Source organism: Acidaminobacter sp. JC074 (genome assembly GCF_022496765.1).
GTDB lineage: Bacteria > Bacillota > Clostridia > Peptostreptococcales > Acidaminobacteraceae > JABXKX01.
Genome location: NZ_VANV01000004.1, coordinates 267,482 through 283,761 on the forward strand (window position 1 = coordinate 267,482; position 16,280 = coordinate 283,761).

General features: G+C 33.7%; 19 protein-coding genes. 17 read left to right on the forward strand and 2 right to left on the reverse strand.

Features of this window, described 5'->3' with window-relative positions; all coding sequences use genetic code 11:
- Positions 1–26 precede the first annotated feature (26 nt).
- The gene (locus EZV73_RS06020; RefSeq protein WP_240839285.1) at positions 27–719 is read left to right on the forward strand and encodes a class I SAM-dependent methyltransferase; all 693 of its coding nucleotides are present in this window, start codon (positions 27–29) and stop codon (positions 717–719) included.
- Between the two features lie 227 nt (positions 720–946).
- On the opposite strand, the gene EZV73_RS06025 is transcribed toward EZV73_RS06020, so the two are convergent.
- Positions 947–2,494 carry a hypothetical protein gene (locus EZV73_RS06025; protein WP_240839287.1) on the reverse strand — a complete coding sequence of 516 codons (1,548 nt, stop codon included), beginning with the start codon at positions 2,492–2,494 and terminating at the stop codon, positions 947–949.
- 154 nt (positions 2,495–2,648) lie between these two features.
- Here EZV73_RS06025 and tnpA point away from each other — a divergent pair, with 154 nt between their 5' ends.
- The 10 genes from tnpA to EZV73_RS06075 all read left to right on the forward strand — a co-directional run bounded on the left by tnpA (position 2,649) and on the right by EZV73_RS06075 (position 9,529).
- Positions 2,649–3,053, forward strand: a complete 405-nt coding sequence (gene tnpA / locus EZV73_RS06030; RefSeq protein ID WP_240839289.1) for an IS200/IS605 family transposase — start codon at positions 2,649–2,651, stop codon at positions 3,051–3,053.
- A gap of 107 nt (positions 3,054–3,160) precedes the next feature.
- On the forward strand, positions 3,161–3,361 hold the full coding sequence (locus EZV73_RS06035; RefSeq protein ID WP_240839291.1) for a hypothetical protein: 201 nt from the start codon (positions 3,161–3,163) through the stop codon (positions 3,359–3,361).
- A 43-nt stretch (positions 3,362–3,404) separates the two neighbouring features.
- Positions 3,405–3,905, forward strand: coding sequence for a GNAT family N-acetyltransferase (locus EZV73_RS06040; RefSeq protein ID WP_240839293.1), 501 nt, complete (start codon positions 3,405–3,407; stop codon positions 3,903–3,905).
- Positions 3,898–4,668, forward strand: a complete 771-nt coding sequence (locus tag EZV73_RS06045) for a bifunctional 2-polyprenyl-6-hydroxyphenol methylase/3-demethylubiquinol 3-O-methyltransferase UbiG (RefSeq protein WP_240839295.1) — start codon at positions 3,898–3,900, stop codon at positions 4,666–4,668. The genes EZV73_RS06040 and EZV73_RS06045 overlap by 8 nt, the downstream gene beginning before the upstream one ends.
- Before the next feature lie 8 nt (positions 4,669–4,676).
- Positions 4,677–5,144 carry an aminoglycoside 6'-N-acetyltransferase gene (gene aac(6'), locus EZV73_RS06050; protein WP_240839297.1) on the forward strand — a complete coding sequence of 156 codons (468 nt, stop codon included), beginning with the start codon at positions 4,677–4,679 and terminating at the stop codon, positions 5,142–5,144.
- Between the two features lie 158 nt (positions 5,145–5,302).
- Positions 5,303–6,052, forward strand: coding sequence for an alpha/beta fold hydrolase (locus tag EZV73_RS06055; protein WP_240839298.1), 750 nt, complete (start codon positions 5,303–5,305; stop codon positions 6,050–6,052).
- A 90-nt stretch (positions 6,053–6,142) separates the two neighbouring features.
- Positions 6,143–7,111 carry an NAD-dependent epimerase/dehydratase family protein gene (locus tag EZV73_RS06060; RefSeq protein WP_240839299.1) on the forward strand — a complete coding sequence of 323 codons (969 nt, stop codon included), beginning with the start codon at positions 6,143–6,145 and terminating at the stop codon, positions 7,109–7,111.
- Positions 7,112–7,128: 17 nt separating this feature from the next.
- Complete coding sequence (locus EZV73_RS06065; protein WP_240839301.1) at positions 7,129–7,470, forward strand: HIT domain-containing protein; 342 nt, start codon at positions 7,129–7,131, stop codon at positions 7,468–7,470.
- A gap of 92 nt (positions 7,471–7,562) precedes the next feature.
- Positions 7,563–8,084 (forward strand): class I SAM-dependent methyltransferase, encoded by a 522-nt coding sequence (locus tag EZV73_RS06070; RefSeq protein WP_240839303.1) that lies wholly within the window; start codon positions 7,563–7,565, stop codon positions 8,082–8,084.
- Between the two features lie 176 nt (positions 8,085–8,260).
- Complete coding sequence (locus tag EZV73_RS06075; RefSeq protein ID WP_240839305.1) at positions 8,261–9,529, forward strand: hypothetical protein; 1,269 nt, start codon at positions 8,261–8,263, stop codon at positions 9,527–9,529.
- Positions 9,530–9,630: 101 nt separating this feature from the next.
- On the opposite strand, the gene EZV73_RS06080 is transcribed toward EZV73_RS06075, so the two are convergent.
- Entirely contained in the window at positions 9,631–9,813 is a 183-nt protein-coding gene (locus tag EZV73_RS06080; protein WP_240839307.1) for a hypothetical protein, read from the reverse strand.
- A 527-nt stretch (positions 9,814–10,340) separates the two neighbouring features.
- On the opposite strand from EZV73_RS06080, the gene EZV73_RS06085 reads away from it, so the two are divergent.
- From EZV73_RS06085 to EZV73_RS06105, 6 genes are all read left to right on the forward strand, one after another.
- Positions 10,341–11,552, forward strand: coding sequence for an ATP-binding protein (locus EZV73_RS06085; protein ID WP_240839309.1), 1,212 nt, complete (start codon positions 10,341–10,343; stop codon positions 11,550–11,552).
- 22 nt (positions 11,553–11,574) lie between these two features.
- Complete coding sequence (locus tag EZV73_RS06090; RefSeq protein ID WP_240839311.1) at positions 11,575–12,144, forward strand: RQC-minor-1 family DNA-binding protein; 570 nt, start codon at positions 11,575–11,577, stop codon at positions 12,142–12,144.
- A 2-nt stretch (positions 12,145–12,146) separates the two neighbouring features.
- On the forward strand, positions 12,147–14,726 hold the full coding sequence (locus tag EZV73_RS06095; RefSeq protein ID WP_240839313.1) for a DEAD/DEAH box helicase: 2,580 nt from the start codon (positions 12,147–12,149) through the stop codon (positions 14,724–14,726).
- Positions 14,727–15,437 carry an SWIM zinc finger family protein gene (locus tag EZV73_RS06100; RefSeq protein ID WP_240839315.1) on the forward strand — a complete coding sequence of 237 codons (711 nt, stop codon included), beginning with the start codon at positions 14,727–14,729 and terminating at the stop codon, positions 15,435–15,437.
- Between the two features lie 12 nt (positions 15,438–15,449).
- Complete coding sequence (locus EZV73_RS28605; protein WP_255812901.1) at positions 15,450–15,581, forward strand: hypothetical protein; 132 nt, start codon at positions 15,450–15,452, stop codon at positions 15,579–15,581.
- A gap of 114 nt (positions 15,582–15,695) precedes the next feature.
- The gene (locus EZV73_RS06105) at positions 15,696–15,968 is read left to right on the forward strand and encodes a hypothetical protein (RefSeq protein WP_240839316.1); all 273 of its coding nucleotides are present in this window, start codon (positions 15,696–15,698) and stop codon (positions 15,966–15,968) included.
- The last annotated feature ends 312 nt before the right edge of the window (positions 15,969–16,280 follow it).

Sequence of the window (16,280 nt, forward strand, 5' to 3'; positions counted from 1 at the left end):
ATATAGTATTTAAGGAAAAAAGAAGAATGCTTATAGGAGTGAGAAAGGAGAGCATTATCAGTACAAATACAAATGTTTGGGATAAGGTCGCTAAAGATTTTGGAAAACATGGGCCTGATTACTGGGCATGGTTTGGTAAAAAGTTAGTTGAACATTCAGACCTGAAGTTAGGCCAAAAGGTTCTAGATATAGGCTGTGGTAGAGGTGCATCGCTATTTCCAGCGGTTAATGAAATAGGACTAGATGGATCAGCTACCGGACTAGATACTTCAGAGATGATGATCAGACATACGCAAGAAGAAGTAGATGAGCTTGGATTATCAAATATAAGACTCGTTTGCAGTGACCTTGAAAATTTTAATTCAGAAGAAAATAGCTTTGATTACATACAGTGTGGTTTTGGTTTAGGCTTTATTCATATAAATAAAAACTATCGGTTGATACACAAGCTTTTAAAAACAGATGGTGTATTTGCATTGACTTCATGGACACAACAAGAAGACCAAGACTGGATAACAGGTCTAGTAAATAAGTATTTAAATATAGAGACAAAAGAGAAAAAAATAAGTCCTTTATCAACTGAAAAAGGCATAATAGAAATTCTTGAATCTGAAGGCTTTAAAGATATTAAGATAAAAACCCTCAGTAAGTACTTTGCATTTAACACTGACGTACTCTCCGCCCAAGAACCGCTATGGACGGAGGCTCTTTACTACTGAAGTTTTCACGTACAATGCATCGAGATACTTATAATGCTTCGTAGCGACTCTATACTTAATATTACTATAAAAAGTAGTCTTCGTAGTGGTACTCATCTAGAAGTATTGTTCTTCAAGATTTTCCCCATTCATAGACAACCGTTTACCTGGATTTACAATAACTATTGTTACGAATCAGATAAGCGATTAACGCCTACAAGGATCGTCAATCCTTTTTATTACTTTATTTAACTTACCTTTTTAACAAACTCTTTGACACCCATGCATTTAGGTGTTGCTATCTCACTGTTTTTCTTCATTATGTCATCTTGTATTTTCAAATATTCTTCAAAAAATTGAATCATACCTACTTGGTTAATTGTTTCCAAATCATTATTCACAAACATAAGAACAAATGATGAATAAAGATCTCTTTGTACCAGCTTTCCATCAACTATATGGACACGTACACTTAGGGCTTTTTTGACTCTCTGGTTACTTACATGATTGTACTGACTAGCTGCGACTTTTTTGGTGTTTATGCATTTTAAATCTTTATCAATATAACCGAGCTTTCTATCAATGATCAACAATAGGCTTGCTGGTGCTCTATGACCAATAGATTTACCAAATCTCTTCTTCCTCTTATTTCTACCAGTCTTTTTTGATTTTTCTGTCTTTTTAGAACGTTTTTTCAAGCCTGCAAAATTCATTTCTTCTACTTTAACGTCATCACCTAAAGCTAAGATTTGATTGGCCATCCTGTTATGAGCTTGAATCCTATAAACCTTTTGCTTACGACAAATATCTTTATGCCTAAATCTAAGTTTTTCATAATGCTTTGAATTAACCCATTTCTTCTTACCTTTTTTGACAGTACCATCTTCATTAAAGTTTTCGGGATTATTCGCTTTTCTACTCCTATCCATCGCTCTAAGAAGACGCTTCTTTTTCTGCTCTAGTTGAAAAACACCAGGTGCTAATTCCTCATGAATCATGCCATTTTCACTTGTAACTGCAACTTGAGAGACACCGATATCAATACCTACTGTGCCTGTACCAATCATATGTTTAAAATTTCCTTCTTTATCAAGCTTTAAAGGTGGTGTACCTTCTAAGACTAATTGCACATAAAATCTGACTTTGCCTCTAATCGTTTTTCTGACGATTCTACAGTATTTAACTTTATTTGTAAGCATTTGCCTTGCATAAGTGTCATTCTTCTTTACTCTTATTTTCATTTCAAGACCAGCCCACTTAACTTTTCTATCTATAAATCGTATACCAGTTGTATTTGATTTTCCTTCTAATGTACCTAAGCTTTCTAAATTATGAAAAGTCAGTTCATCAGCACGATGAAACATCATTTGCTCAATAGCTTGTAAAGCTCTATAGGCAAGATTTTGAGCAATTTGAGAATGTATATGTACTCTAGGTGTTTGAAACTTAGTCGTACCAACTTTCTGGAATGTAAATCTCTTGGTTAAGTCTGTTGCATATTTTTCAATATCACCTTTGGATAATTCATATTCTTCTCTTAGTTCCTTAAACCTTCTTTTTCTATTTGGATCATCCTTATGTAAGTCACAGGTTTCTTTATATTCTTTCGAATGATGTAGTCTGTTTACTCTTTTCTTAAATACGCGAATCAAAGTGTTGTAGATGTTAGCAGCAATTTTAAATCTTTTATCCAATGCTTTTATGTCAGAACCGCTTGTAACAAGTTCAAGTTCTAAAACCATGTTATCTTTAAGTGTACTATTAGGTTTGTTTTTTTTACTAGTAGCTTTAATCATAAGGCCTCCTATCTACACTTCAAGTGTACCAAACAAACGTTTGGGTGTAAAGAGATTTTCAATACTAAAGTTATATTATTTTATAATGTATTATACTATTGCAAATTATACAAATAATGCTCTATACTAGAATTAACAAACAAAAGGAGGTCCTATGAAAACAATGTATGATAAAAGTAGACATGCAAGATATAAGTTGGTTTACCATTTGGTTGTTGCAACTGAATATCGTAGAAAATGCTTAACACCGGAAATGATAAATAGAATGAGGGAGATATCTGAACTAATAACAAGTCGTCACGAATGTAAAGTGATTGAGTTTGGAGGAGAGTCTGATCATGTACACCTGTTATTCGAAGCACCACCTAAAATAAGACTTACAGAGTTCATTAATGTTTTTAAATCAGGTACTTCAAGAAGAATAAGAAAAGAATACAAAAGTCATTTAGACCAGTTTTATATGAAAGATAAATTATGGACCAACTCCTATCTAATCATATCAAGTGGTGGAGCTCCAATAGAAATTATAAAGAAGTACATACAAGAGCAGGACAACTAGATATTTATACAGCAAAGAAAATCATCGAGAAGCTAAGAAATTCATCTCCGCCCAAGACTCGAATATATGCGTATCAACGCTATGGGCGGAGCCTTCTTTCCCAAAACATGGGTAAGGACGAGTGGTGGGAAGATTTAAATAACACGGCTGTCAGAATTATCTTAGATGCAATAGCTGAAACAAACAAACTAGAAGAGTTCAAAGAAGAAGCTTACTTAGGTTTAGACCAGTTTACGAGTGATGAAAAGCTTATGATAAAGAGAGAGGCTATTTTAGCTTATTGTCGAGTAAAGTCATACATGAATTAGTGATAGTCAGTCATGTAGTCACGATTAATGAAGGTATAAGAATATGAATTTTGAGATGAAAAACAATGAAGTAGATTTAGCTATAGAAATTATGAAAGAAGTTGCTGAATGGGGAAGAAATCAAGGCTATAGGGTTTGGCTAGATGAGTGGCTTGTTCGTGAAGAACTTATTACCCATGAAGCCAGTGCTGATACCTTTTGTGTTGGCTACCTTGATGGTCTACCAGCGTGTTGTATGATACTGCAGTGGCGTGATGAAACTTGGTGGCCTAATGCTATAGAAAATGAGGCTGCTTATATACACAAGCTATGTTTAAAAAGAGTGTTTGCTGGAAAAGGACTTTCCATGGCATGTTTAAAGTATGCAGAAGATGAGTGTAAAAAGCGTGGTGCAAAGTATATACGTTTAGATACTGGCTGGGATGAGCACAAAATGAAAGAACTATATATATCAATGGGCTTCGAAATTGTAGAAAAAGTGTTTTTGGAGAACGGAAAAGCAATGGCTCTTTTTGAGTATAAGGTGGGAGGAAAAAATGTCTGATAAAGCATCCTATGATAAAGCAGCAGATAGCTATGATAAAGGTAGACCACCTTATCCAAGTCAAATAAACGATTGGATTCTTAAATCTACAGGGATGAATACAAATCATCAATTATTAGAAATTGCACCTGGTACAGGACAAGCAACCATGGCCTTTGCAAGAAGAGGTTTTTCAATTAAGTGTGTAGAGTTAAGCAGAAACCTGGCAGATGTTCTTATAGAAAAGGTCAAGGATATGAATGTCAGTGTGGATGTATCTTCCTTTGAAAAATGGCAGAATACATCTGAAAGACCATATGATTTTATTTACTGTGCCACAGCCTTTCATTGGTTAGATCCAGAAATTAAATATAAAAAATGCTCTGATCTTTTAAGAGATGAAGGCAAACTAATACTCATTTGGAATGTGTTTTCAGAAAGTAAAAATGAGATTATCAAGCATGCTTACGACTTATTATGGGAGCTCTGTCCAGATAAAAAACACATTGATAGTGAAGTGTTAAAAGAAAACCGTAAAAAGGCTATCTCTGCTAGTGGAGAATTTCAACTAAAATCATATCTAGATCATAAATGGCAACTTTTAGCAAGTAGGGAAGAGACCATCAATGGTTTTTATTCTCAATCCTCTTTTTTATCTCTAGATGAAAAAAGGCAAAAGGATCTAAAGATAAAGTTGGATCTTTTATTTGATAGGTTGGATGCATATATTTCATCGGATGTAAGTACGACAGTATACATCTGTGAGAAGGTAAGAAAGAATTAGATGGACTTATGTTGAAGGTTCAAAATGTAAAGAGATGTAAGATGATGATTGAGGCAAACGAAAAGAATTTAGATAAGTTAACAGAACTTGGCTTAAAACTGTGGCCAGATAATGTTTATGAAGATTTGAAATCAGAGTTTAGAGATTCTATTGTATCAGATGATGAAGATATGTTTCTTTATGAGGACGCTGATGAGTATATTGGCTTTATCCAGTTATCTATAAGAAATCACTATGTGGAAGGATGTGAAAGCTCACCAGTTGCCTATCTAGAAGGTATCTTTGTAGAAGAAGGCAATAGAAGGTCTGGCATCGCTCAGGATATGGTGATCTTTGCTGAAAAGTGGGGCAAAGATAGAGGCTGTGTAGAACTGGCGTCAGATTGCGAATTAGAAAATACTTTAAGTATAGACTTTCACAAAGCCATAGGCTTTGAGGAAGTTAATCGCTTGGTTTGTTTTAAGAAAAATATTTAGAGTGTAATAATCCTGTAAAAGGCTTTTGATTAATCTTAAAAGCCTTTTGTGATATGATGAATGAGGATAAAAGTATAGCTTGTTAGGGAGGTAAAAATGTTTATTTAGAATCTAGTTGAAAAGAAGTATGGAATGAAATAATGAACTAGGAGGATAAGATGGCATTTTTTAAGTATAAAGATAAGAAGGTATTTTACAGAGAGTATGGAACTGGTCAGCCGCTATTAATGCTACATGGAAACTCTGTTTCATCAAAGATGTTTGATTCGATCATAGACTTGTATGAGGATCAGTTTAAAGTTATTCTCATAGATTTTTTAGGTCATGGACAGTCAGATAGAATAAAGGAATTTCCAATTGATTTTTGGTATGATCAGGGCATGCAGGTCATTGCTTTTTGTGAGCAAAATGGCTATAAAGATATCAACATTCTTGGAACGAGCGGTGGTGCATTAGCTGGCATTAATGTAGCACTAGAACATCCTGATTTGGTATCAAAGTTAATTGCAGATAGTTTTGAAGGTGTAAGATCAATAGAGCATTTCGCAGGACAAGTACAAAAAGAGAGAGAGGCTTCCAAAGTAGATGAAGGCGCCAGAAATTTCTTTGCCTATATGCATGGGGATGACTGGATGGATGTTGTTGATGCAGATACAGACGTCATCATCAGACATCATAAAGAAGTTGGCGACTTCTTTCATAAGGATATAAGTGAACTTAAGGTAGCAACTCTTTTAACTGGATCAAAGGAAGATGAGTATTGTCCAGAGATTAGTGAGCTCTTTAAAGAACTCGGTCTAACTATACAAGACGTAAGTGTTCACATTTTTGAATCTGGCTCACATCCTTCTGTTATGACATCAGCAGAAGAGTTTGCAAATATTGCAAAGCAGTTTTTGAGTAATTAATGTTAAAGGCGTTCTTTAGAATGCCTTTTTATTATAGGATATTTGTATAAAAGGTATTATTTTTTATCGATGAAAACAAAGGAGTCTTGAATGAAAAGAGTATTGGTGATGGGTGGCAGTTATTTTATTGGAAAAAAGATTGTAGATGTGTTTTTAAAGGGAAATTACGATGTAACCATTCTTAATAGAGGTTCTAAGCCATGTGATCATCCTGAAATAGTCAACCTAATATCAGATCGTAATGATAAAACACAAATGGAAGAGACATTAAAATTAAAAGCATTTGATTATGTTGTTGATGTATGTGGTCTTAATAGAAATCAAATGGAAGTATTGTGTGGTGCTCTTGATATGACTAACTTAAAAAAGTTTATTTTTATGAGTTCAAGTGCTGTCTATGATATTGATCATCTAGAAACTCCCTATCATGAGAATGATAGCCTAAAAGAAAACTCAGTGTGGACCTTTTATGGTAGAAATAAGATAGAGGCAGAAGGGTATTTAGAAGAATATTTTAAAAATACCAAGACACATTTTATTGCCATAAGACCACCTTATGTTTATGGTGAAGAAAACTATGCACAAAGAGAAAGTTTCATCTTTGACCATATCGAGAACGAAAGACCAATCTTAGTACCAAACAATGGTGAGTCGAAAATTCAGCTTATCAATAGCATTGATTTAGCCGAGATAGTTATAAAGCTAGTATCTACTGAAACAGAAGAAAACATGAGACTAAATGTAGGCAATAAAGAAGCTATGAACTTCCTTGAATGGATAGCATCTTGTGAAAAAGTAGTAGGTAAAAAGGCAAAAATAATTAAGTTTGATTATAAATCACATAATAAAAAAGATAGAGATTTCTTTCCGTTTTTTGACTATGACAATGTGCTAGATACTTCGCAAATTAGGGTCTTTTATGATAAAGAAGTAGACTTTCTAGATGGTTTATCAGCCTGCTATGATTGGTATCTAAAGAATCAAGATATGATAAGCTTTAAAGCATCAGTAAAAGATAATGAGGATGATATCTATAAGCTTATAGGCTATATAGATTAGATAATATTGGAGGACACATGAAAGATTGTATATTTTGTAAGATTATAAACAGAGAGGAACCGGCGGAGATTATATTTGAGAATGACCATGTCATATGCTTTTATGGTCTACATTCCTTTACAAGAGCTCATGTATTGGTTGTACCCAAAAAGCATATTGTTAATGTCATGGATATCAAACCCGAGGATAGTCATATAATAGCTGAAATTCATTTTGCATTCCAGAAGATTGCAAAACAACTTCATATTGATGAAAGTGGTTTTAGAGTAATTACCAATACCAATAAAGAAGGTGGTCAGGAAGTCTATCATATGCATTATCATTTAGTAGGTGGACGCCAACTGAAATGGGATATGTAGAAGGGAGTAGATTTGAAAGGTACTAAAGCTTACTATAATAAATCGGCTTTGAATGGCTTGATAGAAGAAAAGATGATGACTCAGTAATACCTATGTTTAAGAGACTATTAACATATCTACCCAGAAGTCCTAGAATATTAGACTTGTGTTGTGGTGTAGGTTCAGACAGTGATCGTTTAAATCAATTAGGAGCCTCTGTTGTAGGATTAGATTTTAGTGAAGAGTCTATAAAAATTGCTAGAAAGAACTATCCTAAAAATGACTTCAATGTAGGTAATATGTTAGAAGACTATAGTCACTTAGGTAGGTTTGACGGTTGTATTTTATTAGCAGGTTTGGTTCATATACCAAATAATAGATTAGAGATGGCTTTTAAACAATTATACAAAGTACTTAAAAAAGATGCTTATGTATTGATTATTGTAAATGATGGCATAGGAAAAAGTGAACGTATGAGTCTGCAAACAGTAGACGGAGAAGACTTTGACCGTGAGTTTTATGATCATACACTTGATGAGCTTTTAACTGCATCAAAGAAGCAATTTGAGTTTGTTTATGAGCATGTTGAAAATTCTGAGTCATTGTGGAAAAACTATATTTTTAAAGCCATTTAGGATTCAAATGTCAGAAATTATATCTATCATCTATAAGCATAAAGTGAACTGCTTATAGATGTTTTTTATTGTTAAACATAAATGTCATAATGAGTTCGAGGACTGTATGTTTAGAGATGTAAGGATATGGTATATAGTTATTAACTTAAACAACAGCATAGTTTGGAGGTTTTGAAATGACTTATGATTATAGTCAACTGAATAGTTTTTCACTCCTAGAAGCCTTGCTAGGGCGAAGGTCAAGGCGATTTTTTATGGGAGCAGAAATACCTGATGGTGTATTAACCTATAAATCTAAACATGAACACAAGCCCTTACATGAAGTCGAAAAGTATATTTTATTAGCTGCAATGACCGGTAATACAAGTTGGCATCATATGATTATGAGAGCAAAACCATATGCACCAACTCTATCTAATTATTCTGGTGCTGCAAGCGGAAGGATTTTTCCTTCAGCAGCTGGATTTCATACAAGTAAGGTTTTCTTTACGGATGATACAGGCGTTTATGTCATAGATAATCGTGATGCTGGGGCATTTGATGAAAGAGATGCAGATGGCAAGCTTGATTTTGATAAGTTAGTTGAAGCTATGAAATCAGATGTTAAGAAAATACAAGATGGGCGGTTACAGTTACCACCTGAAACGCCTTTTATTGAAGCACATAATACATGGGTAGTAAACCATCCTAGTACACTCCTTGTTTTTCCGATTGGTGATTTGGCTCAACATGTCATATTTGGACTTTGTTATATGCTTCAAAACAATTATGTTTTATATGATGATGTTAATAAATGTGATATACCTGGTATTGAAGACTTCAAGGACATTGTAGACACTTCCAATGTTTGGCCACTTACCTTTGTAGAACAATTGAGTATGGGAGAACTTGCAACTGAAATGTCTACGAGTTGTTATGCAGGTACTTTGATGCTTAATGCCTTAGGGCTTGGGGGTTGGATGTTTGATGGCGTTGATCCATTTAGTATACTAGGTGCTAGTGAAGATGATAAGGCACCAGGTCTTAAATTTGACTATACTATGAAAGAGGATTGGACATATCCAAACTTTACAGGATTAAAAGGAGTAATGGAAGCAACATGTCCACCCAATTATCCTAATATGCGAGCTGCAGTAGAGTTTGTTGTTAATCGTAAATTTGGTAAAGGCGGACCTTATCATCCTGAAACGCCAGGTCCTTGGAAAGATTCTGAAAAAGTTCGTAGAGCAGCAAGGGTACATGATGAAAGATTTATAGAATGTGTATCTTTACAGGCTCAATATATCTTTGATACTTTTGGTAAGTTCCCGGGAACAGTACCTTCACTCTATATTCTAACTTACCTGCAAGCTCATCACATTGATCTTGACTTTTACGATGAATTCTTTAAACCGGGTTCTTATCTTCAGACACATAAGGAACACTGGAAAAAATGGCACGAATAGTGTGCTTTAATAAAATCGGTAGCCAGAAGACTTAAAAGAGAACATACCATTATGGTGTGTTCTCTTTTTAAGCTAACAAAGAAAAACTAATCCCAGACGGATTAGTTAATTTTGTTTAAGAATGAATCCATTTCTCTATCTAATAAGGATTGGATTTTCTCTTGTAAATCTAGATCTAAAGGATTTGTTTGAATACTTAAGCTACCATCTTCATTTAAACTAAATGAAACTGATGATAAGTCTGAGTCCTTTAGTAGTTGTTTTATTAACATTAATGTTCTCATATTACCTCTTTCTATTTTGACTATTATACCACGATTTATCTACTATAAGAATAAGAAAAGCATGCTTAGCCATTACATTTTTTAATGATGACAGAATAGTTTACAGCATAAATATTAGTCAGAGTAGATTTAATTTTTTCGGTCTATTGTCCTACTGGAACTACAACGACTGTTCGCAGTTTTCTTTCTAGATAGTATGTACAATAAGATACATGGCTATAGTTATTTGGTAGTTTGACCTTACAATCTAAATTGTTACAATTTAGATTGTAAGGAGATTTATACGTTTGATGGAAAAGACTTTGCATTTGCCGAATGTAGCAGCAGAATCTAAAAAATGATATTGATGTTCTGGACTCACTAAAGTCAAAGATAGAAGAAAACTTTTCTAAGGAGAAATGTTTTAACTTTATTTAGATTATATCTACAATAGCACAAAAATAATATGAGGTTTTTATGGTTATAACCATAAAAACTTTATTGAAAATAACTGTTTTTAGGATTATAATTATTATGAGGTGATGAATATGCTTGAAAGAAATGAATATTACGCTATTATTGAAAAATTTATAGATAAACCAGTTATTAAAGTCATTACTGGTATTAGGCGATCTGGGAAGTCAACGATGCTTAAGTTGCTTCAGACACATCTTAAGGATCGTGGTATAGGTGATGAAGATATAATATATGTCAATTTTGAAAGTATGAAAAACTATAATATTAGATCATCAAAATCCTTTTATGATTATATTTCTAGTTTAGTCACTTCTGAACGAAGAACTTATCTTTTTTTTGATGAAATTCAGTTGGTAGATAGTTGGGAAGAGGCAGTCAACTCATTTTTAGTTGACTTTAACGCTGATATTTATATAACAGGTTCTAATTCCAACTTATTATCTTCAGAGCTTTCAACTTTATTAACAGGACGATATGTCCAGTTTAGAATGTATCCATTGTCTTTTGTGGAGATGACTAATTTTCAAAATCAGTTAATAGGAGAAACTGATGAGAATATACTTGTTGATAAATATATCCGCCAAGGTGGATTCCCAGCTATTCACATTGCAGAATACGATGAAGAAACAGCCTATATGATCATTAATGATATCTATGACTCAATAGTACTTAGAGATGTTGTACAACGGTATAATATTAGAAACATTGAGTTATTGAACCGCATTATGAAATACATTATGGATAATGTCGGTAATACATTCTCGGCAAAAAGCATTTCCGATTATTTTAAGAGTCAATATAGAAAAGTAGATATTACAACAGTTTATAATTACATCGATGCTCTTGTAAGTGCCTTTATTATTGAAAAGGTCAATAGATATGATTTACATGGTAAAGAGATTTTAAAAACACAAGAAAAATATTATCTCGCAGATCAAGGTATACAACATGCTGTTTTCGGTTATAAAAATCGAAATATCTCCGGTGTCTTAGAAAACATTGTTTATAACGAGTTGGTAAGACGTGGCTATAAAGTGTATATTGGAAAAATTAAAGACAAAGAAATAGATTTTATAGCTGAAAAGAAAAGTGATAAATTGTATGTTCAAGTAACATACAAAATGGAGAGTGAAAAGACAATAGCAAGAGAGTTTGGTCCATTATTATCAGTAAAAGACCATTATCCAAAATATGTTGTTTCAATGGATGAGCATTATGAAGACAATATTGAAGGTGTGAAACACATTTACTTAATGGATTTTATCAGGTCCAATTTATTTTAAATACTAAAGAACGGGTGAAAACATGAGTAAAAGAAGAAAACGCGTCAGTGTGCATTTAAGTGATACCAGTCAAGTTAAGCTGGATGAAAAGGATATTGAAGTCATTCTTCGTGCAGCTGATGATATTATATATTTATCTGGTAGAGGTATGCTTGTTAAAATACTGAAAGGTTCTAAGGACAAGAAACTAATAGAACATGAACTGGACAAGTGTCCTGTATATGGCTATTACAATCATTTAAGAATGGTAGATATTGAACCTATGGTAGATTGGATGGTTAGAAATAGGTACCTGAGTATTGAGTATTCTGGAAGACTGCCCTTAATTGTCTTTTCAAACAAAGGCTGGGTCAGGTATCAACCTGTATTTGTTAAAGAGCAGATCATCAAAATACTTGAATCAAAGGATTATGAAAGTTTAGCTGAACTTTATGTGAAGATGGATAGAGAACTCATTCATGCCTTACTCCATCATATTAGAGTACATAAAATTTTACATGTATTAGAATTTTTAAAAGTATGGCAAACAAAAGCTTATAAAAAAGATGCCAAAGCTATTGGTGAAGTAATAAGATTGTTACAAGGAGACTGATTTTGAAGAAAACACTGTTATATGGCTATTTTACTGAAGATTCGTTTTATATAGAAAAATGTTTAGGTTTAGAAGACTTATATGATTCTTTTTCAGATAAATATGAAGGTTTATTCAATTTAACATTTAAAGACAAAGAACATTTATCACCGGGACTTATTTTTCTACATGACCTGTCATCCTTGTTTTTAAAAAGATTGTCTGAGCAGTCTGATTTAGAAATTTCAAGACAAGATGTTGAGGTACCACTACTAGATGAAGATCTCACATTGTTACTAGAAGAACTACCACTTGTACTTGGTGCAGAACATGTAACAAGTGAATGGCTACATCTACAGTGGCAACATTTGAATGATGTTTTTTCTAGACTTATTTTAGATTATGAAGACACGGTTGAAAAGTTTCTAAACAGCTTAGATGAAAACATACATGTTGCAGATCGAATCTATTTTCATTTAGTTGAAAACAAGCAGTCTGACCTACCTTTTGCCTTTATAGCAACATACTCAGTTAAGACAAAATCTGGTGCCAAGCACATGCCTTTGATGCATGCTTTTGAAACGTTTAAAGATGATCAAAAGAAGCTTATTCAATTAATTGCATCAGTAACCAAGATTGCAGGTGAAAGTGATTTTATTTCAGAGATTTTAGAATCTGGCGAATTGTTTTCACCACTTGAGTTAAATGCTGAAGAAGCCTATGACTTTTTAAAAGATGTTCATGTTTATAAGAAGTATGGCATTATGTGTAGAATCCCTAACTGGTGGAAGAAGAAAAATCCATTTAAGATGTCTGTTACACTTGGTGATAAGAAACCTTCTAAAGTAGGTTTAGATGCACTTATGGATTTTAAACCGACCCTTTCTTTAAATGGTCTAGACCTTACAGAAGAAGAATTGAGAGAATTTCTTGAAATGGCAGAAGGCCTTCTGCTTTATAAGGGTCAGTGGATAGAAATTAACAAGAAAAATATAGAAAAAGCCCTTGAGGCATTAGAGCATTATAAAGTCCTGTCAGATGGTCAAATGACGGTATCAGAAGCCTTGAGAATGCAGATTGAAGAGTTTGATCATGATACAGATATAGATGTTTCCTTTGATAATGGCATGTGGTTAAAAGACATGTATAAGGCCTTAAGTGGCCAAATAAAACAAACCTATCCACTAGAAGATTCATTTAAAGCCCAGCTAAGACATTATCAAAATGATGGTTATAACTGGTTAAATCAAATGAATGACTTTGGTTTTGGAGCTTGTCTTGCAGATGATATGGGTCTTGGAAAAACTGTTCAAGTCATTGCCTTTTTAGAAAAGGCTAGAAAAGTATCTGATGGCCAGGCACTTCTAATACTGCCAGCTTCTTTAATTGGCAACTGGGTAAAAGAAGTTGAAAAGTTTGCGCCTGAGATGACCTATCAAATACTTCATAAATCAAGGCTTAAAAAAGGTGAAGAACTAGAGCTTTCTAATGAATACTTAGTCATGACCACTTATACTATGGCTAAGAAGTTGGACTTTTTAAGAGATAAGACCTGGGATTATTTGATCCTAGATGAAGCACAGGCCATTAAGAATCCCGGTACAAAGCAAACTAAAGCCATTAAAGAGATTCCTGCTAAGATGAAAATTGCCATGACAGGTACACCAATTGAAAACAGATTAGACGACTTATGGTCATTATTCGATTTTATGAATCAAGGACTCTTAGGGACGCCAAAAGAGTTTAAGACATTCTCTAAGTCTTTAAAAGACAATCCGTATGGATATTCAAGGCTTAGAAAAATGATCCAACCATTTCTTCTAAGAAGAATGAAAACTGATCCTAAGATCATTTCTGACCTACCAGACAAGTTAGAAATGAACACATATACAGGTCTAACCAAGAAGCAAGAAGTCTTATATAAGAAGTTGTTAAAAGACATTGAAAGTAAGATAGGAGAGGCTGAAGGCATTAACAGGAGGGGTCTTGTATTGGCTAGTATTATGAAGTTTAAGCAAATCTGTAACCACCCAGATCAATACCTTGGTAATACAGATTATAAACCAGAAAACTCTGGTAAGTTTATGCAGCTTAAAGACATTTGTGAGACCATCTATGAAAAGCGTGAACGTGTCCTTGTCTTTACCCAGTTTAAGGAGATGACAGGACCTATTGCTGACTATTTGTCTACTATCTTTAAAAAAGAAGGTCTTGTTTTACATGGTGGTACACCAGTTAAAAAGAGACAAGAGATGGTTGAAGCCTTTAATGGAGAAGACTACATACCTTTTATGGTCTTATCTCTAAAAGCTGGTGGTGTTGGACTGAATTTGACAGGTGCCAATCATGCTATTCACTTTGATAGATGGTGGAATCCTGCTGTAGAAAATCAAGCAACAGATAGAATCTTTAGAATTGGTCAGAAGAAGAAAGTGATGGTCCATAAGTTTGTAACTACTGGGACAATTGAAGATAAGATCAATGATATGATTGAAGAAAAAATCAAGTTATCTGGAGAAATACTTTCTGAAACAGGTGAGAAGTGGTTAACTGAATACAATGATGAAGAACTGATGAAGTTGTTCTCTTTAGGTGGTGAATAAATGAGTTTTTATGGAAGATACGAAACGGCTGCAGAAAAGAAAAGAAAGGCACAGAATAAACTAAAAAAACTTATGAAAAAAGATCCGACTGTAGAGCCTGTTACCATAGAAGGCAGAACCATTGCCAAGTCATGGTGGGGTAAGGCCTGGTGTACTAATCTAGAATCCTATGCTGATTACAGTAACAGGATTTCAAGAGGTAAGGCTTATGTCAAGCAAGGAGCGGTCTTAGACCTTAAGATTGAAGAAGGTAAAGTTCTTTCAAAAATTAATGGTTCTGGTTCTAAGATATATGACTGTGACATCCATATAGATAAGCTATCTGATGAAAGATGGGATCGGGTATTAGAACACTGTCAAAATAAGATCTCTACATTAGATGATTTGTTAACTGGTAACTTTTCGGATGAACTTTTAATGATTTTTAAAGACAAGTCATATGGACTTTTTCCATCACCAGATGAAATCCATTTTGGATGTTCCTGTCCTGATGTGGCTTATATGTGCAAACATATAGCAGCAACCCTTTACGCCATTGGCGCAAAGTTTGATAATGATCCCTTGTTCTTCTTTACCTTAAGACAAATAGAAACGGAAAGCCTTATTAAGAAGTCTATTGAAAAGAAACTTGATAATATGCTAGAACATGTGGGTAAGAAAACTGATAGAACCATGGATGCATCAAAGATATCAGATGTTTTTGGTCTATAGAAAGGATATCTTATGCCTAGTTTTGAAGATTGGGAAGTAGACCAATATCTACTTGAAAAGAAAGATTATAAGAGATACTTGGATTACAAAATCAAAGAGTTCTTAAATGACCGAGAGGATGTCTATAGGATTATAGAGTTATGAAGCCTATAACCTCAATAAAATGCATCAGGAAGCCATAGACTTTATTTCTAAGTATTACTACAAATGGGCCGGAGAAATCCCGTCGAGTATATTATTTTAGATGCTCTGTTTGGTATGAACAAAAGTGAACATGATTTTAAGTGGATCAATAAGCCTATTATACTTAGAAGAGACAACATATGTGATTATGCCTTCGACGAACTAAAAGACAAAAGACGTTATGTGTCTTTTAGAGATATCTTTACTGATTTGCAAATTAACTATTATAGTCTTGTAAGCTTTGAAGAGTTTGAATTTCTGATTCAAGCAGACAAGCGACTTAAGTTTAGAATTGAAGATGAAATCAAAGTAAAGGTAAAAACAAAGAAAGAGCTTGAAAAGTTATAATTTTTAAGTCAGAGCTGCTTGAAGTGGTTCTGATTTTTATTTTGGGAAAAAGGTTAAGAAGTAGGTCGTGATAATAGAGAATATATAAACGGACAAAATGAGGGTCTATTACGCTCTATACACCGTTACCAAAAATGTAGTAAAACATAGAAAATTACATTCTGGTTAAAGTCCTAAGACCCCAAAGGCCACGGCTCTCCTTTGTATCGTGTAGGAATCTCGCCTACAGAATGGGATCGTATCTCAGTAAGAATGCCCCAAACGCCTTGTTAAAGCCGATCTTATGTCATTATATGTATTATGTCATTTCTT

Bases quoted from the DNA above. Each gene is read 5' to 3' on its own strand.
- EZV73_RS06055 (WP_240839298.1), top strand. From the start codon at position 5,303: ATGGCATTTTTTAAGTATAAAGATAAGAAGGTATTTTACAGAGAGTAT.
- EZV73_RS06085 (WP_240839309.1), top strand. From the start codon at position 10,341: ATGCTTGAAAGAAATGAATATTACGCTATTATTGAAAAATTTATAGAT.
- EZV73_RS06070 (WP_240839303.1), top strand. From the start codon at position 7,563: ATGTTTAAGAGACTATTAACATATCTACCCAGAAGTCCTAGAATATTA.
- EZV73_RS06090 (WP_240839311.1), top strand. From the start codon at position 11,575: ATGAGTAAAAGAAGAAAACGCGTCAGTGTGCATTTAAGTGATACCAGT.
- EZV73_RS06045 (WP_240839295.1), top strand. From the start codon at position 3,898: ATGTCTGATAAAGCATCCTATGATAAAGCAGCAGATAGCTATGATAAA.
- EZV73_RS06020 (WP_240839285.1), top strand. From the start codon at position 27: ATGCTTATAGGAGTGAGAAAGGAGAGCATTATCAGTACAAATACAAAT.
- EZV73_RS06105 (WP_240839316.1), top strand. From the start codon at position 15,696: ATGAACAAAAGTGAACATGATTTTAAGTGGATCAATAAGCCTATTATA.
- EZV73_RS06025 (WP_240839287.1), bottom strand. From the start codon at position 2,494: ATGATTAAAGCTACTAGTAAAAAAAACAAACCTAATAGTACACTTAAA.
- EZV73_RS06100 (WP_240839315.1), top strand. From the start codon at position 14,727: ATGAGTTTTTATGGAAGATACGAAACGGCTGCAGAAAAGAAAAGAAAG.
- EZV73_RS06040 (WP_240839293.1), top strand. From the start codon at position 3,405: ATGAATTTTGAGATGAAAAACAATGAAGTAGATTTAGCTATAGAAATT.
- EZV73_RS06065 (WP_240839301.1), top strand. From the start codon at position 7,129: ATGAAAGATTGTATATTTTGTAAGATTATAAACAGAGAGGAACCGGCG.
- EZV73_RS06060 (WP_240839299.1), top strand. From the start codon at position 6,143: ATGAAAAGAGTATTGGTGATGGGTGGCAGTTATTTTATTGGAAAAAAG.
- EZV73_RS06035 (WP_240839291.1), top strand. From the start codon at position 3,161: ATGGGTAAGGACGAGTGGTGGGAAGATTTAAATAACACGGCTGTCAGA.
- EZV73_RS06075 (WP_240839305.1), top strand. From the start codon at position 8,261: ATGACTTATGATTATAGTCAACTGAATAGTTTTTCACTCCTAGAAGCC.
- EZV73_RS06080 (WP_240839307.1), bottom strand. From the start codon at position 9,813: ATGAGAACATTAATGTTAATAAAACAACTACTAAAGGACTCAGACTTA.
- tnpA (WP_240839289.1), top strand. From the start codon at position 2,649: ATGAAAACAATGTATGATAAAAGTAGACATGCAAGATATAAGTTGGTT.
- EZV73_RS28605 (WP_255812901.1), top strand. From the start codon at position 15,450: ATGCCTAGTTTTGAAGATTGGGAAGTAGACCAATATCTACTTGAAAAG.